Raw genomic sequence first — 23,238 nt, 5'->3', positions numbered from 1 at the left:
CTTCGAGATGGACGATCCGACAACCGGATGCCAGGTGGGCTGCTACCCACCCGGCAATCCAGTCTATACCGCAACTCAAACATCCAAGAGGTGGCTCGGCGAAGCCGAGACGGAGTGGGGGTCGACCGGCGTTACTCGAAAACGATGCTTGGCACAGCGGCCTCAGCTGCCCCGCGTTCTTCGTTGACCCGCTCCCAGACCTTCGAGGCGATGCCGCGATAGATCTTCGCTTCCGGTCCCTCGGGCTTCGACACCACGACCGGCGTGCCGGCGTCCGATGTTTCGCGGATTTCCATCTGCAGCGGCACTTCGCCAAGGAAGGTGACGCCGAGGCGTTCGGCTTCCTTCCTCGCGCCGCCATGACCGAAGATGTCGTAGCGTTTGCCGGTGTCGGGAGCGATGAAGTAGCTCATATTCTCGACGATGCCGAGCAGCGGCACGTCGACCTTCTTGAACATGTTCAGGCCCTTGCGGGCATCGATCAGCGCTAGGTCCTGTGGCGTCGAGACGATCACCGCGCCTGACAACGGCACCTGCTGGGCCATGGTGAGCTGCGCGTCGCCGGTGCCGGGCGGCATGTCGACCACCAGCACGTCGAGCGGACCCCATTCGACCTCGCGCAGCATCTGGGTGAGTGCCGACATGACCATCGGCCCGCGCCAGATCATCGGCGTTTCCTCATCGACGAGGAAACCCATCGACATGACCTTGAGGCCGTATTTTTCCATCGGCTTCAGGATCTTGCCGTCGACCGTCTGCGGCCGGCCGTGGAGATCGAGCAGCTTCGGCATGGACGGGCCATAGATGTCGGCGTCGAGCACGCCGACCTTCAGCCCGTTCGCCGCGAGGCCGAGCGCGATGTTGATGGCGGTGGTCGATTTGCCAACGCCGCCCTTGCCGGATGCGACCGCGATGATCGCCTCGATGCCCGGCACGCCGCGCTTGCCCGGCTGATGGCCCGCGGGTGCTTGCGGAGCGGGCCGGGGCGCGGCGGGGGCGGCAGGAACAGGACGAGGCGCTGCCGGACGCGCCGGCGGCGGGGGCGCTTCCATGCCGCCGCCCTTTTTCTCGGCGGTCAGCGCGACAACGGCGCCGGCAACGCCGGGAATGGCACGCACCACGCGTTCGGCTGCGGCACGCAGCGGCTCCATCTCCTTGGCCCGTGCGGCGGGCACGGTGATGGAGAAGAAGACCTTCTGGTCGGCGATGAAAATCTCGGAAACGAGACCAAGGCTGACGATATCGCCGGAAAAATCCGGGCCGTTGACCGTCTTCAGCCGTTCGAGAACGATTTCCTTGGTGACAGTGGTCATGGCAGCCCTTTTCGGTCCTTGGTCGCGTTTCAGATAATGCAGATCACGGCCAGAACCAAGCGCGCAAAACGGCAATCGACTTCGTCGGAAAGCGCGGTCGAGAAAAATGACGGCTCAGGAAGCCAACGCCCTGCGTGCAGCGTCGGGTTCTTTTTCAATGATACGCAACAGCGTTGTCATGGCGGCATCGGGCTTCCTGCGGCCTTGCTCGTAGGATTCCATCGTACGTGCCGAAATGTGGAATTCCGCCTCGAAAGCCTTGGTGCTGCGCGCCACTCTGCGGCGAATTTCACGAATTCTCTCGGGCGTCAAAACATCGGCCGGAACTTCATAGCTTTCGACGTCAATCTCGCCGCGAAGATGCGCCGCCATCTCCTCAAAGGCTTCGACGAGATCCGCTCCTACCCTGCTCATTTCCCACTTCCTTTCAAACTGTCGATGGCCGCCAGAATCGCCTTGCGCTGATCGGGGGAGAGATCGTCGCGTTCATTCTTCGGATAGGCCGTCATCATATAGATAGCCGTTTCGACGGCGACATAGTAGATGACCCGCCCGCCGCCGCTCTTGCCTCTTCCGGGCAACGCGAAGCGAGCCTTTCGAACGCCGCGCAGGCCCTTGATGACGGGATGCGCCTCAGGTGCCGCCGCGAGATCGAGTTCGATGCGCCGCATGGCCGGATCGTCCAGCCCCATCCGTTCCATCGCGCGAGTGTAGGGCTTCAGCCGAACGATCCTCATTTCACGATTTTACTACAAACGAGAACTACGTCAACGTAGTAGCAACGATACAGGAAGCCTGCTCTTGCTTGTTGGCCGATTTTACCGGACGGTGCCTGCTTCGAGAAAGCAGAACATGATCGACAAGCTGGAATTCTTCATAGCTCTCGCCAAGCAGCAGCATTTCGGCCGTGCGGCGGAAGAATGCGGCGTGACGCAGCCGACGCTTTCGGCCGGCATCAAGCAGCTCGAGGAAGCGCTGGGCGTGATGCTGGTGCAGCGCGGCTCGCGCTTTCAAGGCCTGACGCCGGAAGGCAGCCGCGTGCTGGAATGGGCGCGGCGCATCGTCGGCGATGCCCGCACCATGCGCGAGGAGATGCGCGCGGCGCGCCACGGCCTTGCCGGCCATGTGCGGATCGCCGCGATCCCGACCGCCCTTGCCATGACGCCACGCCTGACCACGCCGTTTCGCGAAAAACACCCGGGCGTGACCTTCTCGATCCTGTCGCGCACGTCGATCGAGGTGCTGACCTTGCTGGAAAACTTCGAGATCGATGTCGGCATCAGCTATCTCGACAACGAGCCGCTGGGGCGCGTGGCGACCGTGCCGCTCTATTCGGAGCGCTACCAGCTCATCACCGCCGCAGGTAACCCGTTTTCCGAAAGCAAGACCGTGACATGGGCGGAGGTGTCCGCCCTGCCGCTGTGCCTGCTGACCCCGGACATGCAGAACCGGCGCATCATCAACCAGCATCTCGGCGAGGCCGGCGCGGAAGCGCATCCGACGCTGGAATCGAACTCGATGATCGTGCTGTTTTCGCATATCCGCACCGGAAAATGGTCCTCGATCATGCCGCTCAACCTTGCCGAGACCTTCGGCTTCGCCGAGCCGATCCGCGCCATACCTATCGTCGAGCCGGATGCCAGCCATCTCGTTGGACTGGTTGCGGCGCATCGCGAACCGCACACGCCGCTGGTTTCGGCACTGCTGCACCAGGCGCGGATATTGGCGGCCGATCTTTCCCTTCTTTGATAGAAATTTCCTATCGTTCAACGAATGAGCTCTATTGATTGAGCTTTTCCGTTTTGATTAGTTCTAAAGTGAGGAAATTTATAGGGAGGGCGCTGCATGTCGATGCAGGCTGCAAGTACCCAGATCGCGTCGCGAGCGGCGGCGATCATTGACGAGATGAAGGCGCTCGAAGGCCCTCTCCTGCCCATCCTGCACGAGATCCAGGAAGAATTCGGTCATGTGCCGGCCGAAACGCTGCCGATCATCGCCAAGGCGCTGAATATCAGCAATGCCGAAGTGCACGGCGTCGTCACTTTCTATCATGATTATCGCAACCATCCGGCCGGTCGCCACGTTTTGAAGGTGTGCCGCGCGGAAGCCTGCCAGTCGATGGGCGGCGACGCCATCGCGGCCCAGATCAGCCAGGCACTGGGCATCGGCTTCCACGAGACGGCGAAGGACAATTCGGTTACACTGGAGCCGGTCTATTGCCTCGGCCTTTGCGCCTGTGCGCCCGCCGCCATGCTCGACGGCGAAGTCATCGGCAGGCTCGACGCCGACAAGATCGAAGAGATCGTTCAGGAGGTACGCTCGTGACGGTCACTATCTACATTCCCCGCGATTCCGGCGCGCTGGCGCTCGGCGCCGAGAAGGTTGCCAAGGCTGTCGCGCAGGAGATCGAAACGCGCGGGCTTGACGCAAAAATCGTGCGCAACGGTTCGCGCGGCCTCTATTGGCTTGAGCCGATGGTGGAAGTGGCGACCGAAGCCGGCCGCGTTGCCTACGGCCCGGTCTCGGCCAAGGACGTTGCCTCGCTGTTCGGCGCAGGCCTAATCGCCGGTGGCGAGCACAAGCTGTCGCTCGGCGACCCGGAAAAAATCCCATTTCTTGCCAAGCAGACCCGCCTCACCTTCGCCCGTTGCGGCATCACCGACCCGCTGTCGCTTGAGGACTACAGGACCCATGGAGGCCTGAAGGGTCTGGAGAATGCAATTGCGATGACGCCTGCCGATGTCGTCAAGCAGGTGACCGACTCGGGCCTGCGTGGGCGCGGTGGCGCCGGCTTCCCGACCGGCATCAAGTGGAAAACCGTTCTCGATACGACCGCCGACCGCAAGTACATCGTCTGCAATGCCGACGAGGGCGACTCGGCAACCTTTGCCGACCGCATGATCATGGAGGGCGATCCCTTCGTGCTGATCGAAGGCATGACGATTGCCGGCATCGCGACGGGTGCGACCAAGGGTTTCGTCTATATCCGCTCGGAATATCCGCATGCGGTGGCGACGATGCAGAAGGCCGTCGAGGTGGCGCGCAAGGCCGGCGTGCTCGGCGTCAATGTGATGGGCTCGCCCAACGCCTTCGACATGGAAATCCGCGTCGGCGCAGGTGCCTATGTCTGCGGCGAGGAAACTTCGCTGCTGAACAGCCTGGAAGGCAAGCGCGGCATCGTGCGCGCCAAGCCGCCACTGCCGGCGATCCAGGGCCTGTTCGGCAAGCCGACCGTCATCAACAATGTGATTTCGCTGGCCTCCGTGCCGATCGTCATGGATCGCGGCGCGCAGCACTACAAGGATTTCGGCATGGGCCGCTCGCGCGGCACGATCCCGATCCAGATTGCCGGCAACGCCAAGCATGGCGGGTTGTTCGAAGCAGCCTTCGGCCTGACGCTGGGCGAAATCGTCGACGAGATCGGTGGCGGTACCGTTACCGGACGCCCGGTCAAGGCGGTGCAGGTCGGCGGACCGCTGGGCGCCTATTTCCCGCGTTCGCTGTTTGACACGCCGTTCGACTATGAGGCGTTCGCGGCCAAGGATGGCCTGATCGGCCACGCCGGCATCACAGTTTTCGACGACAGCGCCGACATGCTGAAGCAGGCGCGCTTTGCCATGGAATTCTGCGCCATCGAGTCCTGCGGCAAGTGCACACCCTGCCGCATCGGCTCGACGCGCGGCGTCGAAACCATCGACAAGATCGCGCACAATATCGAGCCCGAGAAGAACCTCGCGCTGGTCACGGACCTCTGCAACACGATGAAGTTCGGTTCGCTCTGCGCCCTGGGCGGCTTCACGCCCTACCCGGTGATGAGCGCGATCAACCACTTCCCCGAAGATTTCCGGCCGACGCCGGTCGCTCAAGCAGCCGAATAAGGAGACAGGATCATGGGTCTCGTCCACGAAATCGACTACGGCACCCCGGCCTCGAAATCGGAAAAGCAGATCACGCTGACCGTCGACGGCTTCACCGTTACCGTGCCGGAAGGCACCTCGATCATGCGCGCCTCGATGGAAGCCGGCATTGCCATTCCGAAGCTTTGCGCCACCGATATGGTCGACGCTTTCGGCTCCTGCCGGCTCTGCCTGGTGGAGATCGAGGGCCGCAACGGCACCCCCTCCTCCTGCACGACGCCAGTGGCGCCCGGCATGGTGGTTCACACGCAGACCGGCCGGCTGAAGGACATCCGCCGCGGCGTGATGGAACTCTATATCTCCGACCATCCGCTCGACTGCCTGACCTGCGCGGCAAACGGCGATTGCGAATTGCAGACGCAAGCCGGTGTCGTCGGCCTGCGCGATGTGCGCTACGGCTACGAAGGCGACAACCACGTCTTCAAGAAGATGGACGGCGCGGAAAACTTCAAATGGATGGCGAAGGACGAATCCAATCCGTATTTCACCTATGACCCATCGAAATGCATCGTCTGCTCGCGCTGCGTGCGCGCCTGCGAGGAAGTGCAAGGCACCTTCGCCCTGACCATCGAAGGCCGCGGCTTCGGCAGCCGCGTGTCGCCGGGCATGCACCAGCCCTTCATCGATTCGGAATGCGTTTCCTGCGGCGCCTGCGTGCAGGCCTGCCCGACCGCGACGCTGACGGAAAAGAGCGTCATACAGATCGGCCAGCCGGAGCATTCGGTCGTCACCACCTGCGCCTATTGCGGCGTCGGCTGCTCGTTCAAGGCCGAAATGCGCGGCGACGAGCTGGTGCGCATGGTGCCCTACAAGGACGGCAAGGCCAATCGCGGCCATAGCTGCGTGAAGGGCCGCTTCGCCTATGGCTATGCCACGCACAAGGAGCGCATCCTCAACCCGATGATCCGCGAAAAGATCACCGATCCGTGGCGCGAAGTGTCGTGGGAAGAGGCACTGACCCACACCGCCAACGAATTCCGCCGCCTGCAGTATCAGTATGGCCGCACGGCAATCGGCGGCATCACCTCCTCGCGCTGCACCAACGAGGAAACCTATCTCGTCCAGAAGCTGATCCGCCAGGGCTTCCTCAACAACAACGTCGATACCTGCGCCCGCGTCTGCCATTCGCCGACCGGCTACGGCCTCGGCCAGACCTACGGCACCTCCGCCGGCACGCAGGATTTCGACTCGGTCGAAGATTCCGACGTGATCATGGTGATCGGCGCCAATCCTTCTGCCGCGCATCCGGTCTTCGCCTCGCGCATGAAGAAGCGCATCCGCCAGGGTGCCAAGCTGATCGTGCTCGATCCGCGCGTTACCGAGACGGTGGATTCGGTTCACGCCAAGGCCGACTATCACCTGCCGCTGAAGCCCGGCACCAATGTCGCCGTGGTCACCTCGCTGGCGCATGTTATCGTGACAGAAGGGCTGTTCGACGAGCAGTTCATTCGCGAGCGCTGCGACTGGTCGGAATTCGAGGATTACGCCGGCTTCGTCTCCGACGAACGCCACAGCCCCGAGCAAGTGGAAAAGCTGTCGGGCGTGCCGGCAGACAAAATCCGCGAAGCGGCCCGGCTTTATGCGACGGGCGGCAACGGCGCGATCTATTATGGCCTCGGCGTGACCGAGCACAGCCAGGGCTCGACCACCGTCATCGCCATTGCCAACCTCGCCATGCTGACCGGCAATATCGGCCGGCGCGGCGTCGGCGTGAACCCGCTGCGCGGCCAGAACAACGTGCAGGGCTCCTGCGACATGGGCTCGTTCCCGCACGAACTGCCGGGCTATCGCCACATCTCGGGCGATGCCGTGCGCGACATCTATGAGAGCCTGTGGGGCGTGAAGCTCGACAACGAGCCGGGCCTGCGCATTCCCAATATGCTGGACGCCGCCGTCGAAGGCACGTTCAAGGGCATCTACATCCAGGGCGAAGACATTCTCCAGTCCGATCCGGACACCAAGCATGTCTCGGCCGGCCTCGCCGCCATGGAATGCGTGGTGGTGCACGACCTGTTCCTGAACGAGACGGCACGCTACGCCCACGTCTTCCTGCCCGGATCGACCTTCCTCGAGAAGGACGGCACCTTCACCAACGCCGAACGCCGCATCAACCGCGTGCGCAAGGTGATGGCGCCGAAGAACGGCTTTGCCGACTGGGAAGTGACGCAGAAGCTTGCCCAGGCGATGGGCCTGAACTGGAACTACCAGCACCCGTCGGAAATCATGGACGAGATCGCGCAGACGACGCCGAGCTTCGCCAAGGTTTCCTACGACTATCTCGACAAGATGGGCTCGGTGCAGTGGCCGTGCAACGAAGCGGCACCGGAAGGCACGCCGATCATGCATATCGACCATTTCGTGCGCGGCAAGGGCAAGTTCATCCGCACCGAATATGTGGCGACGGACGAAAAGACCGGACCGCGCTTCCCGCTACTGCTCACCACCGGCCGCATCCTGTCGCAATACAATGTCGGCGCGCAGACGCGGCGTACCGAGAATGTCGTCTGGCATTCGGAGGACCGTCTGGAAGTCCACCCGCACGATGCCGAGAACCGCGGCATTCGCGACGGCGACTGGGTGCGCCTGCAAAGCCGGGCTGGCGAGACGACCTTGCGCGCGCTGATCACCGACCGCGTGTCGCCGGGTGTGGTCTACACCACCTTCCACCACCCCGACACGCAGGCCAACGTCATCACCACCGACTTCTCCGATTGGGCGACCAACTGCCCCGAATACAAGGTCACCGCCGTTCAGGTGGCGCCGTCCAACGGCCCGTCCGAGTGGCAGGAGGAGTATGAAGACCTGTCGCAGCGCTCGCGCAAGATTGCGACGCTGGAAGCGGCGGAGTAGGCAGTGGCTGCGGCCCGCAAACCAATCACCCAGACCTCCCGCCTCGCCCGGCGCGCGGCGGGAACGGCGGCGGCTAACCGCATGGTGCCGGAGGAAACGCCGGTGGCGTTTTCCTTCGCCGGCACCACCCATGCGGTGATGATGGCAAGCCCGGCGGATTTCGAGGATTTCGCGCTGGGGTTTTCGCTGACCGAAGGCATCATCTCGTCAGTCGATGAGATCGAGGCGATCGAGGTCGAGGACCAGGGCGCCGGCATCGACATCCAGATCAAGCTGAAGGACAAGGCCAATACGCGCTTCCAGGCGCGGCGCAGGCGGCTGGCCGGACCGGTAGGCTGCGGGCTGTGCGGCATCGAATCCATCGAGGAGGCGATGCGCTCGGTCGATCAGGTCGGTGCGTCGCCGCTTACGCTCAGCGAAAACGATATCGTCCAGTCGGTAAAACTGCTTTCCAAGGTGCAGCCGATGCACGCCGAGACCGGCGCGGTGCACGCCGCCGGCTTCTACGTGCCGGGCAAGGGCATTATCAAGGCGCGTGAGGATGTCGGCCGCCACAACGCGCTCGACAAGCTTGCCGGCGCGCTCGCCCACAAGGCCATCGACGGTTCTTCGGGTGCGGTCGTCGTCACGTCGCGCGTTTCGGTGGAAATGGTGCAGAAGACGGCGGCGATCGGCGCGCGCTTCATCATCGCCGTGTCGGCGCCGACCGCCCTTGCCATCCGCACCGCCGACGAGGCCGGCATGACGCTGGTGGCACTGGTGCGCGGCGACGATTTCGACATTTTCACCCATCCAGACCGCGTTATTTCCGGAGCAGCCAGACATGTCGCTTGAAGAACACAAGGCCAGCACGCGCGACAAGCTGATCCGCATGGCCAATCAGATCGCGACGTTCTTCCACTCCAAGCCGCGCGAGGAAGGCCTTGCCGGCACCGCCGAACACATCAACAAGTTCTGGGAACCGCGCATGCGCCGGCATCTGTTCGAGGTCCTCGACAGTGGCGGCGAAGGGCTGGACGAACTGGTGATCGCGGCTTCGGAAAAGATCAGGCGGCCAAGCGATCCTGTGACGGCGGCGCAAGCCGCGGAGGCAAATGCCGACGTCAGCGGCTGACCGCCCGCCGAGGCCGTCGTCCTATGCCCGCTTCCAGCCTTTCCAGATGTGGGCATATCCCTCGCGATAGACCGCTTCCGGGCTTTCGGCAAAATCGCGCCAGACTTTCGTCGCCGCCGCCAGATCCTTCAACCCACGCCCGAACGCCTCGATGGTGAGCCAGCCGTCGTAACCGCTCTCCTTGATCGCGGAAAACGTCTTCTTCCACGGGATATTGCCGCGTCCCGGCACGCCGCGATCGTTTTCCGAAATATGGATGTGGGCGATGTTGCGGACGTGCTTGGTATAGGCGCCGATGGGGTCGGCCTCCTCGATATTGGCGTGAAAGGTGTCGTACATCGCCCGGATGTTGGGGTGCCCGATCTCGTCGATATGGGCCGAGAGATCTTCCATCGTGTTCAGGAGATAGCATTCGAAGCGGTTCAGAGCCTCCAGCCCGATGGTGACGCCATGCCGGCCCGCATGGTCGCCAATGGCGCGCTGCGAGGCGACCGAGCGTTTCTTTTCGGCAGAAGTCGGGCCGACGCCTGAAAACTGGCCGAGGGTGGAATGAAGCGGGCCGCTGAGTGTTTTCGCACCCAGCGCCTCGGCGCAATCGATCGCCCATTTCATGTATTTTACCCCGGCCTTGCGAGTGGCAGCGCTCGGCGAAATCAGATTCATCGCCGGATCGCCCATGGCCGAAACGGCGGTGCGCTCAAGGCCGATGCGATCGAGCATTTCGCCAAGCCGCCTGTAGTCGTCGGGCGTGCCTTCAAAGATCGGGATCTCGACGCCGTCATAGCCGGTCGCCTTGATGTCGCGCAGCAGTTTTTGGTGCTTCCCCGTGACGTTGGTCGTCCACAGGAACATGCAGAAGCCGATTTTCATTTGTCCCCTCCGATGGCCGCTCTGGTGGCGGTTCAACAGCAATCTAGCGGGGAAAATCTGGTAGGACCAGATGATGCAGGCCGAAATCTTGGGCAGAGGGCGCATGGGTGCTCTGATGGACCTGAGCGGAGGAAAGACCCCCACCCCTAACCCCTCCCCACAAGGGGGAGGGGGACGATCTCGTCGCCTTAGCCATCAAGAACGGTGAAGGTTGGGGCCGGGCAGCCTTGCAGCAAAGTCCCCTCCCCCTTGTGGGGAGGGGTTAGGGGTGGGGGTCATCTCAAAGGCAATGCGCCGCCGAAAAGGAAGCGAGATGACGATCACCCATGGGCAATCATGACATGCCGCACCGCCGTATAATCTTCCAGCGCGTAGAGCGACATGTCCTTGCCGTAGCCGGACTGCTTCAGCCCGCCATGCGGCATCTCGTTGGTGAGCATGAAGTGGGTGTTGATCCAGGTGCAGCCATATTGCAGCCGTGCGGCAGTGGCCATGGCGCGCGAGACGTCCTTGGTCCAGACGGACGAGGCAAGGCCGTAGTCGGAATCATTGGCCCAGTTGACGGCTTCGTCGGCGTCGGAGAAGCGGGTGACGGAGACGACCGGGCCGAAGACTTCGCGGCGCACGATCTCGTCTTCCTGCAAGGCGCCGGCAACCACGGTCGGCTGATAGAAGAAGCCACCGCCCTCGCCCGGCTTGCCGCCGGTGGTGATCTCGACATGCTTCAGTTCCGAGGCGCGCTCGACGAAGGAGGCGACGCGGTCGCGCTGGCGGCTCGAGATGAGCGGGCCGATCTCGTTTTCGGTGTCGTCCGGCTGGTTGAATTTTATGGTCGAGACGGCCGAGGACAGGTCTGCGACGAGTTTTTCGTAGATCTTCTTGCCGGCATAGATGCGGCAGGCGGCGGTGCAGTCCTGCCCCGCGTTGTAATAGCCGAAGGCGCGCAAGCCATTCACAACAGCTTCCAGATCGGCATCGTCAAAGACGATGACCGGCGCCTTGCCGCCGAGTTCCAGATGCGTGCGCTTGACCGACTTGGCCGCTGCCTGCAGCACCTTCTTGCCGGTGGCGACGTCGCCGGTGATCGAGATCATGTTGATCTTGGGGTGGTTGATCAGCGCATTGCCGACGCTTTCGCCACGCCCGAGCACGACATTGACCACGCCTTCGGGCAGGATCTCGGCCATGATCTTCGCCAGCTTCAGTGCCGTCAGCGGCGTCTGCTCGGACGGCTTGAACACCACCGTGTTGCCGCCGCCGATGGCCGGCGCGAGCTTCCACGCCATCATCATCAGCGGATAGTTCCACGGCGCAATGGAGGCGACGATGCCGATCGGGTCGCGCCGCACCATGGACGTATGACCGGGCAGATATTCACCGGCAACCACGCCCGGCATGGAGCGCACCGCGCCGGCAAAGAAGCGGTAGCAATCGACAATGGCCGGGATTTCGTCGTTGAGAACGGCATTGATCGGCTTGCCGCAATTCAGCGCCTCGAGCTTGGCGAAGCTTTCCGCCTCGGCCTCGATGCGGTCGGCGATCTTCAGGAGATAGCCGGAGCGCTGCGCCGGCGTGGTGCGCGACCACTCGGTGAAAGCCTTCTCGGCGGCGGCAACCGCCGCCTCGATCTGCGACTGGCTCGCTTCCGGCAGGTTGAGGATGATCTGGCCGGTCTTGGGGTTGAGGATCGGCTCCTCGGTCTCGGTGCCCTTTTCGAAGCGCGAACCGATCAGCATCTCGGTGTCCATGTAAACTCTCCCTGAATTGGTGTCTCAAGAGAGCGAGTAGTGAGTAGTGAGTGGTGAATAGGTTTGATCGCGTTGCTTTTTCCTATTCACTATTCACTACTCCCTATTCACTCATTTCACTTCCCCGCACCCGCTATCTGGTCGCCGTCGCGGGTCAGATAATAGGCGGCAAGGATGGGCAGGAACGTCACCAGCACGACGACCATGGCCACGACATTGGTGACCGGGCGCTGGCGGGGCCGCACCAGTTCCTCCAGCATCCAGATCGGCAGCGTCTGCTGCTGGCCGGCGGTGAAGGTGGTGACGATGACCTCGTCGAAGGACAGCGCGAAGGCGAGCATGCCGCCGGCCAGAAGTGCGGTGCCTATATTGGGCAGCACGACATGACGGAAAGTCTGGAAGCCGTCTGCGCCGAGGTCCATCGACGCCTCGATCAGCGAACCGGAGGTGCGGCGGAAGCGGGCGACCGCGTTGTTGTAGACCACGACGACGCAGAACGTGGCGTGGCCGAGGATGATCGTCCAGAACGAGAAAGGAATTTCGGCCAGGCTGAAGGCTGAGCGGAGCGCAATGCCGGTGATGATGCCGGGCAGTGCGATGGGCAGGATGACCAGCAGCGAGATCACCTCACGGCCGAAGAATTTCGTCTGGCTGACGGCGGCGGCACACAGCGTGCCGAGCACCAGCGCAATCGCCGTCGACACCGCCGCGACCTTGACCGACAGGCCAAGGGCTGCCCACACATCAGGCCGGTTCCAGGCAACGGCGAGCCATTGCGTGGTGAGACCGGGCGGCGGCCACTGATAGCTCTTTTCCTCCGTCGTGAAGGCATAGACGAAGATCAGCAGGATCGGCAGATGCAGGAACAGCAGGCCTGCGCCGGCGGCGATCTTGAGGCCGAGCGGGGCGGATTGATGGCGGTCAGAGCGCATGGGAACCTCGCGCACTTATGCTGACGTATTTACCCCCACCCCTAACCCCTCCCCACAAGGGGGAGGGGAATCTTTCCACCTCGCCTTCGGCAGGGACACACTCAGACAAAGAAAAATTCGGCAAGAATGAATGCATGAGAGATCCCCCTCCCCCTTGTGGGGAGGGGTTAGGGGTGGGGGTCATCTCCGAAGAACTAAAGCGCATCGAAGGCTCCCATGCGCTTGGCTGCCCAGAGGTAGAGCCCCATGATCACGACCGGAACCACCGTGAATGCAGCAGCCAATGGAATGTTGCCCGCCGTGCCCTGCTGGGCATAGACCGCCTGCCCGATGAACAGCCGCGACGTGCCGATGATCTGCGGGATGATGTAATCGCCCAGCGTCAGCGAGAAGGTGAAGATGGAGCCGGCGACGATGCCCGGCAGGGCCAGCGGAAACAGCACGTTGCGGAAGGTCTGGCCGGGGGTTGCGCCGAGATCGGACGAGGCTTCTACCAGATTGCCCGGCACGCGCTCGAGGGCTGCCTGTATCGGCAGGATCATGAAGGGCAGCCAGACATAGACGAAGACGATGAAGGTGCCGGTGAAGGAAACCGACAGCGAATTTCCGCCGACATAAGGCAGAGACAGCCACGCATCGAGCAGCCACGACAGATGCAGCTTGGCGAACAGCCAGGTGAGAATGCCTTCCTTGGCGAGGATGAGTTTCCAGGCATAGATCTTGACCAGATAGCTGGACCACAGCGGCAGCATGATGCCGAGATAAAACAGCGCCTTCCATTTGCCGCGGGCATAACGCGCCGCAAAATAGCCGATGGGAAAGGCGACGACCGCCGAGGCCAGCGTGACGCAGGCGGCCATCGTCACCGTGCGGACGATGATGTCGAAATTGGCGGGACGCAGCAGCTCGCCATAGGTCTTCAGCGTGAATTCGCGGTTGATGAGCCCAGAAAAATCATCGATCGAAAAGAAGCTCTGCAACAGCAGCGCAAACAGCGAGCCAAGATAGACGACGCCGAGCCACAGAAGCGGCGGCGTCAGCATCAAGAGCAGAAGCAGTTTCGGCTTGCGCCAGAAGATATCCGACAACGCGCCCGCAATACCGCCGCGGCTGGGCAGGATGACCGGCGCTGTATGGGCCTGAAGGGCGGTGGACGTATTCATCCCGCATCCCTCCAACGCCGGCGCTTGGGCTGCCCCAACCGAGACGTCATCATGGCCAAGGAAGCGGAGCGACCGCGAGCCGGGACCCATTCCGGAACGCCGTTTGGCAGAAGACCGCTGCTGAATGGGTCCCGGATAGCCTCTTTTCGCTTCGCTTCAAGCGGCTTCCAGGATGACGCGGTGCGGGTGTGTGCGGCTGCGCTCATGCCGGCTCGTCCATCAAATGAAGATCGGCCGGCAGCCAGACGAGCGAGACATCGGCGCCGTCTTCCGGCACGGGCTGGCCGGCGGGCGTTATGACATGCAGGCGGGTGCCTTCGGCATCGACGGTGAGCCGGTTGGTGGCGCCGAGAAAGCTGCGCGCGCGCACGGTGCCGGACACGCCCTGCCCTGCTTTTTCGCCCAGCCTGATCTTTTCCGGCCGCAGGCTCGCCCAGCGGCGTTTGCCGCCATGGCGGGCGACGAAATCGGGCGACAGCACGTTGGAGGAGCCGACGAAATCGGCGACGAAGCGCGATTGCGGCCGCTCGTAGATATCCTGCGGCGTGCCGATCTGCATGATGCGGCCATCGTTGAATACGGCAACGCGGTCGGCCATGGACAGCGCCTCGCCCTGATCGTGGGTGACGAAGACGAAGGTAATGCCAAGCGCGCGCTGGAGCAGCTTGAGCTCCTCCTGCATGTTTTCGCGCAGCTTGAGATCGAGCGCGCCGAGCGGCTCGTCGAGCAGCAGCACGCGCGGCTTGTTGACCAGCGCGCGCGCCAGCGCCACGCGCTGACGCTGGCCGCCGGAAAGCTGGCTCGGGCGGCGCGCGCCATAGCCGGGAAGCTGCACGAGCTTCAAGGCGTCTTCTGCCTGTTTGGCACGCTCCGTGCGGCCCACGCCTTTGACCATCAGCCCATAAGCGACGTTGTCGAGCACGTTGAGATGCGGGAACAGCGCGTAGTCCTGAAACACCGTGTTGACGTTGCGGCGATAGGGCGGGACGCCCTCGGCGCGCTCGCCGAAGATGGAAATAGAACCCGCCGTCGGCTGCTCGAAGCCGGCGATCAGGCGCAGGCAGGTGGTCTTGCCCGAACCCGACGGGCCGAGCATGGCAAAGAACTCGCCGGGCCGGATATCGAGGTCGACCGCATCGACGGCGCGCACGGCGCCGAAGTGGCGGGAGACTTTTTCGAAGGAGACGGCTGTGGTCATGGGGTCGATGTCCAAAGGTGCTCAGTCGGGATCGATACGGCCCGATCGCCGATTGCTGAGGTCGGCGCTGCCCCTCATCCGACCCTTCGGGCCACCTTCTCCCCGTGAACGGGGAGAAGGAAGAAGCGTCAGCGTCGCGGCCAGCCTTCCTATCCCCGTCACTATACGGGGAGAGGATTGCCGGCAGGCAGGTGAGGGGCGGCGCAAGCGCCGGAAGTTAACTGCTCACCGTCCGCCGATCACGCCGATATAGTCCGACACCCAGCGGTAGTAGGGCACGCATTCGCCCTGGCTGGCGCATTTGGCGACGGGGGTCTTCCAGAACTTGATCTTGGCGAAATCCTCGAAGCCGTTGGTCTTGCAGCCTTCGTCGGTGAGCAGTTCATTGCCCTTGCAGGCAGCCGGGACGGCCGGGTTGGAGCCGAACCAGGCGGCGAGATCGCCCTGCACCTTGGGCGAGAGCGAATGCTCCATCCACATATAGGCGCAGTTGGGATTGGCGGCATCGACATGCATCATGGTGGTGTCGGCCCAGCCGGTGGCGCCCTCTTCCGGTATGGTCGAGGCGATCGGCTGCTTTTCCGACTTGAGCAGGTTGACCTGGAACGGCCACGAGCCGGAGGCGACGACGCCTTCGTTCTTGAAATCGTCCACCTGGATCATGGCGTCGTGCCAGTAGCGGCCGGCCAGCGTGCGCTGGACGCGCAGCAGGTCGAGGGCTGCCTTGTACTGGTCTTCATTGAGTTCGTAGGGGTCCTTGATGCCGAGATCGGGCTTGTGCGCCATCAGGTAGTTGGCGGCATCGGCGATGTGGATCGGCCCGTCATAGGCCTGGACGCGGCCCTTGTTTGGCTTGCCATCGGGGAAATCCATCGCCTCGAAGACGACGTTCCAGCTCTTGGGCGCTTCCTTGAAGACGTCGGTGTTATACATCAGCACGTTCGGCCCCCACTGGTAGGGCACGCCGTAATGGACCTTGTCGACGGTGAACCACGGTGCGTTCTGCAAACGCTCGTCGACGGTTCCCCAGCTCTTGATGAGATCGACATTGACCGGCTGCACGCGCTTGCCGGCGACCAGGCGCAGCGAGGCGTCGCCCGAGGCGGTGACGAGGTCGAAGCCGCCCTCGTTCATCAGCGCGACCATTTCGTCGGAGGTGGCGGCGGTCTTGACGTTGACCTTGCAGCCGGAAGATTTCTCGAAGTCCGAGACCCAGTCATAGGCCTTGTCGGTTTCGCCGCGCTCGATATAGCCGGGCCATGCGATGATGTTGACCTGGCCTTCGCCCTTGCCGATTTCCTTCAGCATCTCCTGCGCCATCGCCTGGCCGGAAAAGCTCAGCGCCATGGTCAGGGCGGTGCATGTCTTCAGAAAAGATTTCATGAACTTTCTCCCATTTGAAGGGGCCGCTCTGGGTGGCGACGTTGATCCCTGAAATGAAAGGTGATCTGAATCCGGAGCATTCGCAAACGGATTTATCAGAAACACGATATCGGTTTTTCCGATAGGTTACGGTCTTTGCCGTGTTTGCCGCTGCGACTGGGCCACGCCGATGAAATCGCGGGCTGCCTGCGGCAAGCTCGAGCCGCGCCGCCAGACCATGCCGACCTGCACGACCGGCAGCGAACCGGAGATATCGCGCGACTCGATGCGGTCGCCTTCCAGCGACCAGGGCCGGTAGACCAGATCGGGCAGCAGCGCCACGCCGGCACCGGTGGCGACGAGGCTGCGCACCGCTTCCACAGAGCGCGTGCGGAAGGCGACATGCGGGCGCGCACCGAGGGCCACCAGCAGCTTGCCGGTGTTCTCCTCGATTTCGTCGACGGTGAGCATGATCAGCGGCTCGCTGACGATGTCGTTGATGCCGATGATGTCGGCGCTGGCCAGATGATGGCCGAGCGGCAGCCACAGGCGGTAAGGCGAGACTTCGAGGATTTCGGCCTGCAGCGCCATGCGGTCGCGCAGGTTGGAGATGACCATGACGGCGACATCCAATTCACCGCCGACCAGCAGATGCTCGAGATAGTCGCCATTGTCCTCGATGGCCGACACGTCGATCGAGGGAAAGGCGCGGCGGTAGCGGGCAAGCAGGTCGGACAGCACATAGCCGGCGACCAGCGATGTGACGCCGAGCTGAAGCCTGCCCGTCGCGCGCTCCTTGTCGTCGGAAAAGGTGCGGCGGGCGTCGGACACGTCAGCCAGAATCTTGGTGGCATGGCGCAGGAACTGATGGCCCTTGTGGGTGATGTTCAGTCCGCGCGGATGGCGCTCAAAAAGCTCGACGCCGAGGTCGCGCTCAAGATCCTTGATCGCCTCGGTGACTGCCGATTGCGAGATGGAAAGGTTCTGCGCAGCACCGGAAACCGTGCCCTGCTCGGCGACCGCGACGAAGAACTGCAACTGCCTGATGGTGAATGCCATGGCGCGAATAAACACGCGCGCTGCAGGAATGGGAAGAGCCGCTCAGCGTCCCCGTCGCCGAAAGGCTACAGCGCGCTGCAACGCGCGGATGCGGCCAACGGCGCCGTAGCGCAGCGCGGCCAGGAATGCCGCCTCCAGCACGAGGACGACCGCAACGATGCGGAAGCCGATCGTCACCGGGTCCTGCCCGGCATCGCGCATGAGATAGCCGGCGCCCAGAAAGGCGGCATTCCAGACCAGGGTACCGCAGAAGGTGGCGACTACGAACGGCATGCCCGCAAGCCGCCATGCACCGGCAGGAATGGCGAGATAGATGCGCACCGTAGGCACGAGCTGGGCCAGAAGTGTCACGCGAAACTGGTTGCCGCGATAGGCCTGCGCCAGCCGCTGATAGGTCGCCTTGGGCAGAAAAAGATATTTGCCGAAGCGCTCGACAAGCCGGCCTGCCCGGTCCGACCCCAGCCAGCGGCCCATGCCGTACCAGAACATCGAGCCGACGGTGGAGCCGAGCGCGGTGATCAGCAACAGCGAGGCGAGGGTTTCGCTGTTCGGTGCTGCCGTCATGCCGAGGAACAGCAGCAGCACATGCGAGGGCGGCACGGGCAGTATCTTTTCAGTGAAGGCGAGAACGCCGGCGCCGAGAAGCCCAAGGCCGAGCATCGTCGCTACAGGTCCGATCATCGGATGCGCCAATCATATCTGTTAGCGGTCTCAATCCGGCTTATACGGTAGACAGCCGCCGGGGGGAAGTTTCGAAAGGTGTGGCCGATGCGGGTCGCCTCGAGGTCGAGACGATCAAGCATCGTCTGCTCGATCGGACAGCGCCAGCTATAGGTGAACTGGTAAAGCGCACCACCGGGGCGAAGATTGGCGAAAACGCCTTCTAGGATAGACTGCGTCTTGCGCGGCGGTATCGACAGGAAGGGCAAGCCGCTGATTGCAGCGCCCAAAACCGGCCCCTCGAACAGGGCCAGATGGCGCAAGCCCACAGCATCCATCTCGAAGACGCGCGCGTCGGGGAAGCGGTGCCTGAGCATGCTGGCGAAGTCGGATCCTGCCTCGATCAAAGTGAGGTTCTCCTCCTTCACGCCACGCGCCAGCAGTGCCCGTGTGAAAGGGCCCGTGCCGGGCCCGAGTTCAAGAACCTGTCCGGTGTCGGCATTTATCTCGCGCGTCATCAGCGCCGCGAGGCTGGGGCTCGACGGCGTGACCGAAGCGACCCGCAATGGCGCCGCAGCCCAGGCCATGAGAAAGGACAAAGTATCACTCGCAGGCATATCGACCCTCAATCCACATGTCGGCAGCAGGCGAATCGACCGCCAGCTTTAATGAGGGCTGTTTGCGACGGGAGGATTACACCGGCATTGCGCGGGAACGAGCCTCATGAAAAAATGCTGGCCTGCGGAAGGTGCATCGCCATTTCAACTTCGCAATGTTTCTGCAATGTTGACGGGATAGCCGGGCGGGACATTGCCTTCGCAAGGAAGTTGAATGCGCATTTTGCTGGTCGAAGACGAGCCGGAGATGGTTTCGGCCCTGCGCAGCGCGTTGAAGCGGCATGACATGGTTATGGATCATGCCGGCTCGCTCGCCGCCGCGGAGGGCTTCGTCGCCACCGACACCTACGACGCCATCCTGCTCGACCGTCAATTGCCGGATGGCGATGGGCTGTCGCTGGTGCCGAAGCTTCGCGCGACCAAAAATGCCACGCCGGTTCTGGTGCTGACGGCGCGCGGCGACCTTGCCGACAAGGTGGCCGGGCTCGATATGGGCGCCGACGACTATCTGGCAAAGCCGTTTGCCTTCGAGGAACTTCTGGCACGGCTGCGTGCATTGCTGCGCCGCCCTGCCACCGTGCAGGCGCAGACGCTGCGCGCCGGCGATCTTGCATTCGATGTCGGCCACCGCGAAGCCTCCATTCGCGGCGAACCGTTTACCTTGCCACGGCGCGAACTGCTGGTGCTGGAGGCGCTGATGCGGCGCACGGGCCGCATGGTGCAGCGCTCGTCACTGATGGAATCGGTGTTCGGCCTCGATGACGAGATCCAGTCCAATGCGCTCGATACCCATGTTTCGCGGCTGCGCCGCAAGCTTTCGGAAGCCGCAGGCGGCGTGACGATCAACGGCATTCGCGGCGTCGGCTATCTGCTGCGCGAGACGTCATGAGAGACCATTGGCTCTGCTCGCTGAAATGGCGCCTCGTTCTGCGCATTGCGTTGCTGCAGGGCGTCATGCTGACGCTGCTCATCCTGCTGATATTCAGTGTGATGCTGGGCGCAGGCTTCATTCCTGAAAAATACGAGAACGGCACGTTCGACGTGCTGAAAGATGCCGTCGCCCGCGATGCCGGAGGCAATCTGGTGCTGAAACCGACGCATGAGCTGGCCAAGCTGCGCACGAAAGTACCCGATCTCTGGTTCATCATCCGCGATGGGCAAGGACGCCAGCTTTCGGAGGGCTCGGTTCCGGCCGGGTTCGCGCCACTGGCCGGAATGCTCGATCTCGTCAGCGATGCCCGGCTCAGTCCGACCAAGGACGGTCCGCCGGCCGCGGTGACCAAATGGGCCCAAACGGCTGCCGGCGATGTGCGCATCATGACCGGCACGCAAGGCGATCTTTCGCTGCTGCGCCTGCTTACCGCTGTACCGCATTTTTTCCTCAAGGCGATTTTGCCGCTGACCGGCCTGATGGCGCTGGCAACCCTTCTGGCGACGCCCTGGGTCATTCGCGGCGCCCTTACGGGCCTGGGGGAAGCGGCCGCAGCAGCCGAGCGGATCGACATCGACAAGCGCGGTGTGCAGCTGCCGGTCAAGGACGTGCCGCTGGAGGTGGTGCCGCTGGTCAATGCAGTCAATGCCGCGCTGGCGCGGCTCGACAAGGGCTATGAGCGTCACAAGCGCTTCCTGACCGATGCCGCCCACGAATTGCGCACGCCCGTTGCCATCCTCAACACACGCATCTCCTCGCTGCCGGCAACGCCGGAGCGGGCCCGGCTGCTGCAGGATACCGCGCGCCTGTCGACGCTGACCGACCAGCTTCTCGACCTGCAGCGCCTGGACCGGCAGCAGGCCAAGTGTTTCAAGCCCGTCGATCTGGTCGAGACGACGCGCAGCGTGGTCGTAGACCTCGCACCAATGGCATTCGCGGCCGGCTACGAGGTGTCGTTCGAGCCGGCTGCGAAAGCGCTTTTCACGAATGGCGATCAAACGGCGATCGAACGCGCCGTGACCAATCTGGTGCAAAACGCCATCGAGCATGGATGCAATGCCGGCAAGATCACGGTGTGCGTAAATGCGCCCGCCACCGTCGAAGTGTCCGACGAAGGCCAAGGCGTTCCGGAAGCCGAGCGGGAAAGGATATTCGAGCCGTTCTACCGCGCCCGCCCGCAGAACTATGGCGCCGGCCTCGGCCTCAATCTCGTGCAGGAAATCATGCAGCTGCATGGCGGCCGCATCGAACTCGTGGCGAAAACCGCCGGCGCTTGCTTCCGCATGATCTTTTCACCGGCCGCCGAACCCAAGACAGCCTGAGACAAAGCATTCCAGAGCTTGTGTTTGACATCGTTTCGATTCGTAACTAAGTAAGTTACATGAAACGAAACAGCAAACTTTCCTCGACCCTGCACATCCTCGTCCACATGGCCGAGGCGCGGGAGGGCATTCAAACCTCCGAGCAGCTCGCCTCCTTCATCCACACCAATCCGGTCGTCGTGCGCCGCACCATCGCCGGCCTGCGCGAAGCCGGCATCGTCGCCTCGGCGCGCGGCCATGGCGGCGGCTGGCAGCTTGCGCGGGCGCCTGAGACGATCTCGCTGGCCGAGATCTGCACGGCACTTGGCGAGACGCTGCTGCCCTTCAGCACTGAGCCGGAAACCCCCGGCTGCCTTGTCGAGCAGGCGGTGATTGCGGTGCTCGACGATTTTCGCGCCGAGGCGGAACGCCTGCTTCTGCAAAAGCTCGCCCGCGTGACGCTTGCCGACATCGCCGCCGATTTCCGCCGCCGCTATGCCGCACTTGGAGTGACCGAACATGCCGTATGACATCATCATCGTTGGCGGAAGCTTTGCCGGACTGGCCGCAGCCACGCAGATCGCGCGGGCGCGGCGGCGGGTTCTGGTTATCGACGCCGGCCTGCCGCGTAACCGTTTCGCCGAGCATTCGCACGGTTTTCTCGGACAGGACGGGCGAGCGCCGGCTGAAATCCTTGGAGACGCACGCAGGCAGCTTCTTGCCTACCCGACGGCAGAGATCGTCGATGGTCTGGCTGAAAAAGCGGAAGCGACTGATTCCGGTCTTCGCATCGGCATCGGCAGCGGCGAAGCCTTCGAAGCGTCACGGCTGATCCTGGCCACCGGCGTGCGCGACACGCTGCCGGACATTCCCGGCCTTGCCGAGCAATGGGGCAAGACGGTGCTGCACTGCCCCTATTGCCATGGCTATGAGGTGGCCGGCGGCGCTCTCGGGGTTCTTGCGACCGGACCCATGGCCATTCATCAGGCGCAGATGATTGCCGATTGGGGCGATGTGACGTTGTTCACAAACGGCGTTTTCGTGCCGAATGCGGAACAGCTGCAGGCGTTGAGAACACGCAATGTGGTGGTCGAGCCTGCCAGTGTGATCCATGTCGAGGGCGACAGCGCCAGCGGCCTTCTCCTCAGGCTTGACGACGGCAGCACCCAAAAGATCAAGGCACTTTTCACCGCCCCGCGCACCTGCATGGTGAGCCCGCTGGCGGAACAACTGGGCTGCGAATTCGTCGATGGCTTTTTCGGGCCGGTCATCAAGGTCGACGAGCGCCAGCAGACGACGGTGCAAGGCGTCTACGCCGCCGGCGATGCCGCGCGCGAGCCGCATAATGTGGCCTTTGCCGTCGCAAACGGCACCTGGGCCGGGGTGGCGGCCCACCAGTCGCTGATTTTCGGGTAGTTGGCTCAGGCCACTTCGCGATGGTCGCCGGCGATCCTGAGGCGCGTGCCGGCGGTGTTGAGCGCGGCGACGATTTCGCGCGGCGGCATACGGTCCGTCGCCAGTTCGCCGAAGCCGGAGAAGCCGCAGACCTGAACGAGACCCTGCCGGCCGAACTTGGTGTGGTCGGTAATCACGATGGTTCGCGTGGCGCGCGACAGCACCATGCGGGCGAATTCGGCTTCCTCGAGATCGTAGTCCATCACGCCCATCTGGGCATCGATGGCACCGGTCGAAATGACGGCGTGGTTGACGCTGAAGCGGCTGACGAACTCGATGGCCGAGACGCCGAAGGCCGCACCTGAATCGCTGCGCAGCTCCCCGCCGGCCATATAGACCTTGTTGCCGTTGACGGTCGCCAGCGTGCGGGCGATGTCGGACGAATTCGTCACCACGGTCAGCCGGCGATGGCCGAGAAGCTCGCGGGCGAGATAGCTCGTCGTCGTGCCGGTATCGAGCATGATCGACTCGCCGTCGCGGATGGTGGCGGCGACCAGCTGCGCGATCGCCCGCTTGGCCTCGGCGTTGTCACGCATGCGGCGCTCGAAGGGCGCCTCGCCGACCAAAGTGGGCAGGCCGATGGCGCCATGCATCTTGATGACCGTGCCTTCGCTGGTCATCGGCTTCACATCGCGCCGTATCGTCTCCAGCGACACGCCGAGCTTTTCAGCAAGCTCGGCGACGCTGATCGTGCCCTCTTCCTGAATAATCCGCAGTATCTCGCTGTGCCGTTTTGAATGGTTCATGG

At 63.2% G+C, this 23,238-nt stretch carries 23 protein-coding genes; 10 read left to right on the top strand and 13 right to left on the bottom strand.

Annotation, left to right across the window (positions count from 1 at the left end; translation table 11 throughout):
* Positions 1–131: 131 nt before the first annotated feature.
* The 3 genes from BM413_RS23805 to BM413_RS23795 form a co-directional block, all read right to left on the bottom strand.
* Positions 132–1,313 carry an Mrp/NBP35 family ATP-binding protein gene (locus BM413_RS23805; protein ID WP_091917337.1) on the bottom strand — a complete coding sequence of 394 codons (1,182 nt, stop codon included), beginning with the start codon at positions 1,311–1,313 and terminating at the stop codon, positions 132–134.
* A 114-nt stretch (positions 1,314–1,427) separates the two neighbouring features.
* On the bottom strand, positions 1,428–1,685 hold the full coding sequence (locus BM413_RS23800) for a helix-turn-helix domain-containing protein (RefSeq protein ID WP_133304790.1): 258 nt from the start codon (positions 1,683–1,685) through the stop codon (positions 1,428–1,430).
* Between the two features lie 38 nt (positions 1,686–1,723).
* Positions 1,724–2,050, bottom strand: a complete 327-nt coding sequence (locus BM413_RS23795) for a type II toxin-antitoxin system RelE/ParE family toxin (protein WP_091917335.1) — start codon at positions 2,048–2,050, stop codon at positions 1,724–1,726.
* Between the two features lie 115 nt (positions 2,051–2,165).
* Between BM413_RS23795 and BM413_RS23790 the strand changes: the two genes are divergently transcribed.
* From BM413_RS23790 to BM413_RS23765, 6 genes are all read left to right on the top strand, one after another.
* Positions 2,166–3,062 carry a LysR family transcriptional regulator gene (locus tag BM413_RS23790; protein ID WP_091917334.1) on the top strand — a complete coding sequence of 299 codons (897 nt, stop codon included), beginning with the start codon at positions 2,166–2,168 and terminating at the stop codon, positions 3,060–3,062.
* A gap of 96 nt (positions 3,063–3,158) precedes the next feature.
* Positions 3,159–3,638, top strand: a complete 480-nt coding sequence (locus BM413_RS23785) for a formate dehydrogenase subunit gamma (protein ID WP_091917333.1) — start codon at positions 3,159–3,161, stop codon at positions 3,636–3,638.
* Positions 3,635–5,191 carry a formate dehydrogenase beta subunit gene (locus BM413_RS23780; RefSeq protein WP_091917332.1) on the top strand — a complete coding sequence of 519 codons (1,557 nt, stop codon included), beginning with the start codon at positions 3,635–3,637 and terminating at the stop codon, positions 5,189–5,191. Before BM413_RS23785 ends, BM413_RS23780 begins: the two co-directional genes overlap by 4 nt.
* 12 nt (positions 5,192–5,203) lie before the next feature.
* Positions 5,204–8,080, top strand: coding sequence for a formate dehydrogenase subunit alpha (fdhF, locus tag BM413_RS23775; protein ID WP_091917331.1), 2,877 nt, complete (start codon positions 5,204–5,206; stop codon positions 8,078–8,080).
* A gap of 3 nt (positions 8,081–8,083) precedes the next feature.
* On the top strand, positions 8,084–8,914 hold the full coding sequence (gene fdhD / locus BM413_RS23770) for a formate dehydrogenase accessory sulfurtransferase FdhD (RefSeq protein ID WP_091917330.1): 831 nt from the start codon (positions 8,084–8,086) through the stop codon (positions 8,912–8,914).
* A complete protein-coding gene (locus BM413_RS23765) occupies positions 8,904–9,194 on the top strand; it encodes a formate dehydrogenase subunit delta (protein WP_091917329.1) in 291 nt (96 codons plus the stop codon). The genes fdhD and BM413_RS23765 overlap by 11 nt, the downstream gene beginning before the upstream one ends.
* Before the next feature lie 21 nt (positions 9,195–9,215).
* On the opposite strand, the gene BM413_RS23760 is transcribed toward BM413_RS23765, so the two are convergent.
* The 9 genes from BM413_RS23760 to BM413_RS23720 form a co-directional block, all read right to left on the bottom strand.
* Positions 9,216–10,064 carry a sugar phosphate isomerase/epimerase family protein gene (locus BM413_RS23760; protein WP_091917328.1) on the bottom strand — a complete coding sequence of 283 codons (849 nt, stop codon included), beginning with the start codon at positions 10,062–10,064 and terminating at the stop codon, positions 9,216–9,218.
* A gap of 320 nt (positions 10,065–10,384) precedes the next feature.
* Complete coding sequence (locus tag BM413_RS23755; RefSeq protein WP_091917327.1) at positions 10,385–11,812, bottom strand: gamma-aminobutyraldehyde dehydrogenase; 1,428 nt, start codon at positions 11,810–11,812, stop codon at positions 10,385–10,387.
* Positions 11,813–11,928: 116 nt separating this feature from the next.
* Positions 11,929–12,744, bottom strand: coding sequence for an ABC transporter permease (locus BM413_RS23750; protein WP_091917326.1), 816 nt, complete (start codon positions 12,742–12,744; stop codon positions 11,929–11,931).
* A gap of 194 nt (positions 12,745–12,938) precedes the next feature.
* On the bottom strand, positions 12,939–13,907 hold the full coding sequence (locus BM413_RS23745) for an ABC transporter permease (protein WP_091917325.1): 969 nt from the start codon (positions 13,905–13,907) through the stop codon (positions 12,939–12,941).
* A 202-nt stretch (positions 13,908–14,109) separates the two neighbouring features.
* Entirely contained in the window at positions 14,110–15,105 is a 996-nt protein-coding gene (locus BM413_RS23740) for an ABC transporter ATP-binding protein (RefSeq protein ID WP_091917348.1), read from the bottom strand.
* A 225-nt stretch (positions 15,106–15,330) separates the two neighbouring features.
* Positions 15,331–16,488 carry an ABC transporter substrate-binding protein gene (locus tag BM413_RS23735; protein WP_091917324.1) on the bottom strand — a complete coding sequence of 386 codons (1,158 nt, stop codon included), beginning with the start codon at positions 16,486–16,488 and terminating at the stop codon, positions 15,331–15,333.
* Positions 16,489–16,614: 126 nt separating this feature from the next.
* Complete coding sequence (locus BM413_RS23730; RefSeq protein WP_091917323.1) at positions 16,615–17,526, bottom strand: LysR family transcriptional regulator; 912 nt, start codon at positions 17,524–17,526, stop codon at positions 16,615–16,617.
* Between the two features lie 42 nt (positions 17,527–17,568).
* Positions 17,569–18,207 carry a DedA family protein gene (locus BM413_RS23725; protein WP_091917322.1) on the bottom strand — a complete coding sequence of 213 codons (639 nt, stop codon included), beginning with the start codon at positions 18,205–18,207 and terminating at the stop codon, positions 17,569–17,571.
* Positions 18,204–18,803: a class I SAM-dependent methyltransferase gene (locus BM413_RS23720; protein ID WP_091917321.1), complete on the bottom strand. Its 600-nt coding sequence runs from the start codon at positions 18,801–18,803 to the stop codon at positions 18,204–18,206. Before BM413_RS23720 ends, BM413_RS23725 begins: the two co-directional genes overlap by 4 nt.
* Before the next feature lie 214 nt (positions 18,804–19,017).
* On the opposite strand from BM413_RS23720, the gene BM413_RS23715 reads away from it, so the two are divergent.
* Genes BM413_RS23715 through BM413_RS23700 form a run of 4 tightly spaced genes read left to right on the top strand, consistent with a single transcriptional unit; the run spans position 19,018 to position 22,451 of the window.
* Positions 19,018–19,692 (top strand): response regulator transcription factor, encoded by a 675-nt coding sequence (locus tag BM413_RS23715; RefSeq protein WP_091917320.1) that lies wholly within the window; start codon positions 19,018–19,020, stop codon positions 19,690–19,692.
* Positions 19,689–21,056, top strand: coding sequence for a sensor histidine kinase (locus BM413_RS23710; protein WP_091917319.1), 1,368 nt, complete (start codon positions 19,689–19,691; stop codon positions 21,054–21,056). Before BM413_RS23715 ends, BM413_RS23710 begins: the two co-directional genes overlap by 4 nt.
* A 59-nt stretch (positions 21,057–21,115) precedes the next feature.
* Complete coding sequence (locus BM413_RS23705) at positions 21,116–21,565, top strand: RrF2 family transcriptional regulator (RefSeq protein ID WP_091917318.1); 450 nt, start codon at positions 21,116–21,118, stop codon at positions 21,563–21,565.
* Positions 21,555–22,451, top strand: coding sequence for an NAD(P)/FAD-dependent oxidoreductase (locus tag BM413_RS23700; RefSeq protein WP_091917317.1), 897 nt, complete (start codon positions 21,555–21,557; stop codon positions 22,449–22,451). The genes BM413_RS23705 and BM413_RS23700 overlap by 11 nt, the downstream gene beginning before the upstream one ends.
* A gap of 5 nt (positions 22,452–22,456) precedes the next feature.
* Here the strand turns inward: BM413_RS23700 and BM413_RS23695 are convergent, their stop codons facing one another.
* Positions 22,457–23,236 (bottom strand): DeoR/GlpR family DNA-binding transcription regulator, encoded by a 780-nt coding sequence (locus BM413_RS23695; protein ID WP_091917316.1) that lies wholly within the window; start codon positions 23,234–23,236, stop codon positions 22,457–22,459.
* Positions 23,237–23,238: the final 2 nt, after the last annotated feature.

Source organism: Mesorhizobium sp. YR577, from assembly GCF_900116595.1.
GTDB lineage: Bacteria > Pseudomonadota > Alphaproteobacteria > Rhizobiales > Rhizobiaceae > Mesorhizobium_M.
This window is presented reverse-complemented; position numbering and strand designations above follow the sequence as displayed.

Bases quoted from the DNA above. Each gene is read 5' to 3' on its own strand.
- BM413_RS23715 (WP_091917320.1), top strand. From the start codon at position 19,018: ATGCGCATTTTGCTGGTCGAAGACGAGCCGGAGATGGTTTCGGCCCTG.
- BM413_RS23695 (WP_091917316.1), bottom strand. From the start codon at position 23,236: ATGAACCATTCAAAACGGCACAGCGAGATACTGCGGATTATTCAGGAA.
- BM413_RS23760 (WP_091917328.1), bottom strand. From the start codon at position 10,064: ATGAAAATCGGCTTCTGCATGTTCCTGTGGACGACCAACGTCACGGGG.
- BM413_RS23720 (WP_091917321.1), bottom strand. From the start codon at position 18,803: ATGCCTGCGAGTGATACTTTGTCCTTTCTCATGGCCTGGGCTGCGGCG.
- BM413_RS23700 (WP_091917317.1), top strand. From the start codon at position 21,555: ATGCCGTATGACATCATCATCGTTGGCGGAAGCTTTGCCGGACTGGCC.
- BM413_RS23705 (WP_091917318.1), top strand. From the start codon at position 21,116: ATGAAACGAAACAGCAAACTTTCCTCGACCCTGCACATCCTCGTCCAC.
- BM413_RS23800 (WP_133304790.1), bottom strand. From the start codon at position 1,685: ATGGCGGCGCATCTTCGCGGCGAGATTGACGTCGAAAGCTATGAAGTT.
- BM413_RS23725 (WP_091917322.1), bottom strand. From the start codon at position 18,207: ATGATCGGACCTGTAGCGACGATGCTCGGCCTTGGGCTTCTCGGCGCC.
- fdhF (WP_091917331.1), top strand. From the start codon at position 5,204: ATGGGTCTCGTCCACGAAATCGACTACGGCACCCCGGCCTCGAAATCG.
- BM413_RS23765 (WP_091917329.1), top strand. From the start codon at position 8,904: ATGTCGCTTGAAGAACACAAGGCCAGCACGCGCGACAAGCTGATCCGC.
- BM413_RS23790 (WP_091917334.1), top strand. From the start codon at position 2,166: ATGATCGACAAGCTGGAATTCTTCATAGCTCTCGCCAAGCAGCAGCAT.
- BM413_RS23740 (WP_091917348.1), bottom strand. From the start codon at position 15,105: ATGACCACAGCCGTCTCCTTCGAAAAAGTCTCCCGCCACTTCGGCGCC.
- BM413_RS23785 (WP_091917333.1), top strand. From the start codon at position 3,159: ATGTCGATGCAGGCTGCAAGTACCCAGATCGCGTCGCGAGCGGCGGCG.
- BM413_RS23710 (WP_091917319.1), top strand. From the start codon at position 19,689: ATGAGAGACCATTGGCTCTGCTCGCTGAAATGGCGCCTCGTTCTGCGC.
- BM413_RS23745 (WP_091917325.1), bottom strand. From the start codon at position 13,907: ATGAATACGTCCACCGCCCTTCAGGCCCATACAGCGCCGGTCATCCTG.
- BM413_RS23750 (WP_091917326.1), bottom strand. From the start codon at position 12,744: ATGCGCTCTGACCGCCATCAATCCGCCCCGCTCGGCCTCAAGATCGCC.
- BM413_RS23735 (WP_091917324.1), bottom strand. From the start codon at position 16,488: ATGAAATCTTTTCTGAAGACATGCACCGCCCTGACCATGGCGCTGAGC.
- BM413_RS23730 (WP_091917323.1), bottom strand. From the start codon at position 17,526: ATGGCATTCACCATCAGGCAGTTGCAGTTCTTCGTCGCGGTCGCCGAG.
- BM413_RS23795 (WP_091917335.1), bottom strand. From the start codon at position 2,050: ATGAGGATCGTTCGGCTGAAGCCCTACACTCGCGCGATGGAACGGATG.
- BM413_RS23805 (WP_091917337.1), bottom strand. From the start codon at position 1,313: ATGACCACTGTCACCAAGGAAATCGTTCTCGAACGGCTGAAGACGGTC.
- BM413_RS23755 (WP_091917327.1), bottom strand. From the start codon at position 11,812: ATGGACACCGAGATGCTGATCGGTTCGCGCTTCGAAAAGGGCACCGAG.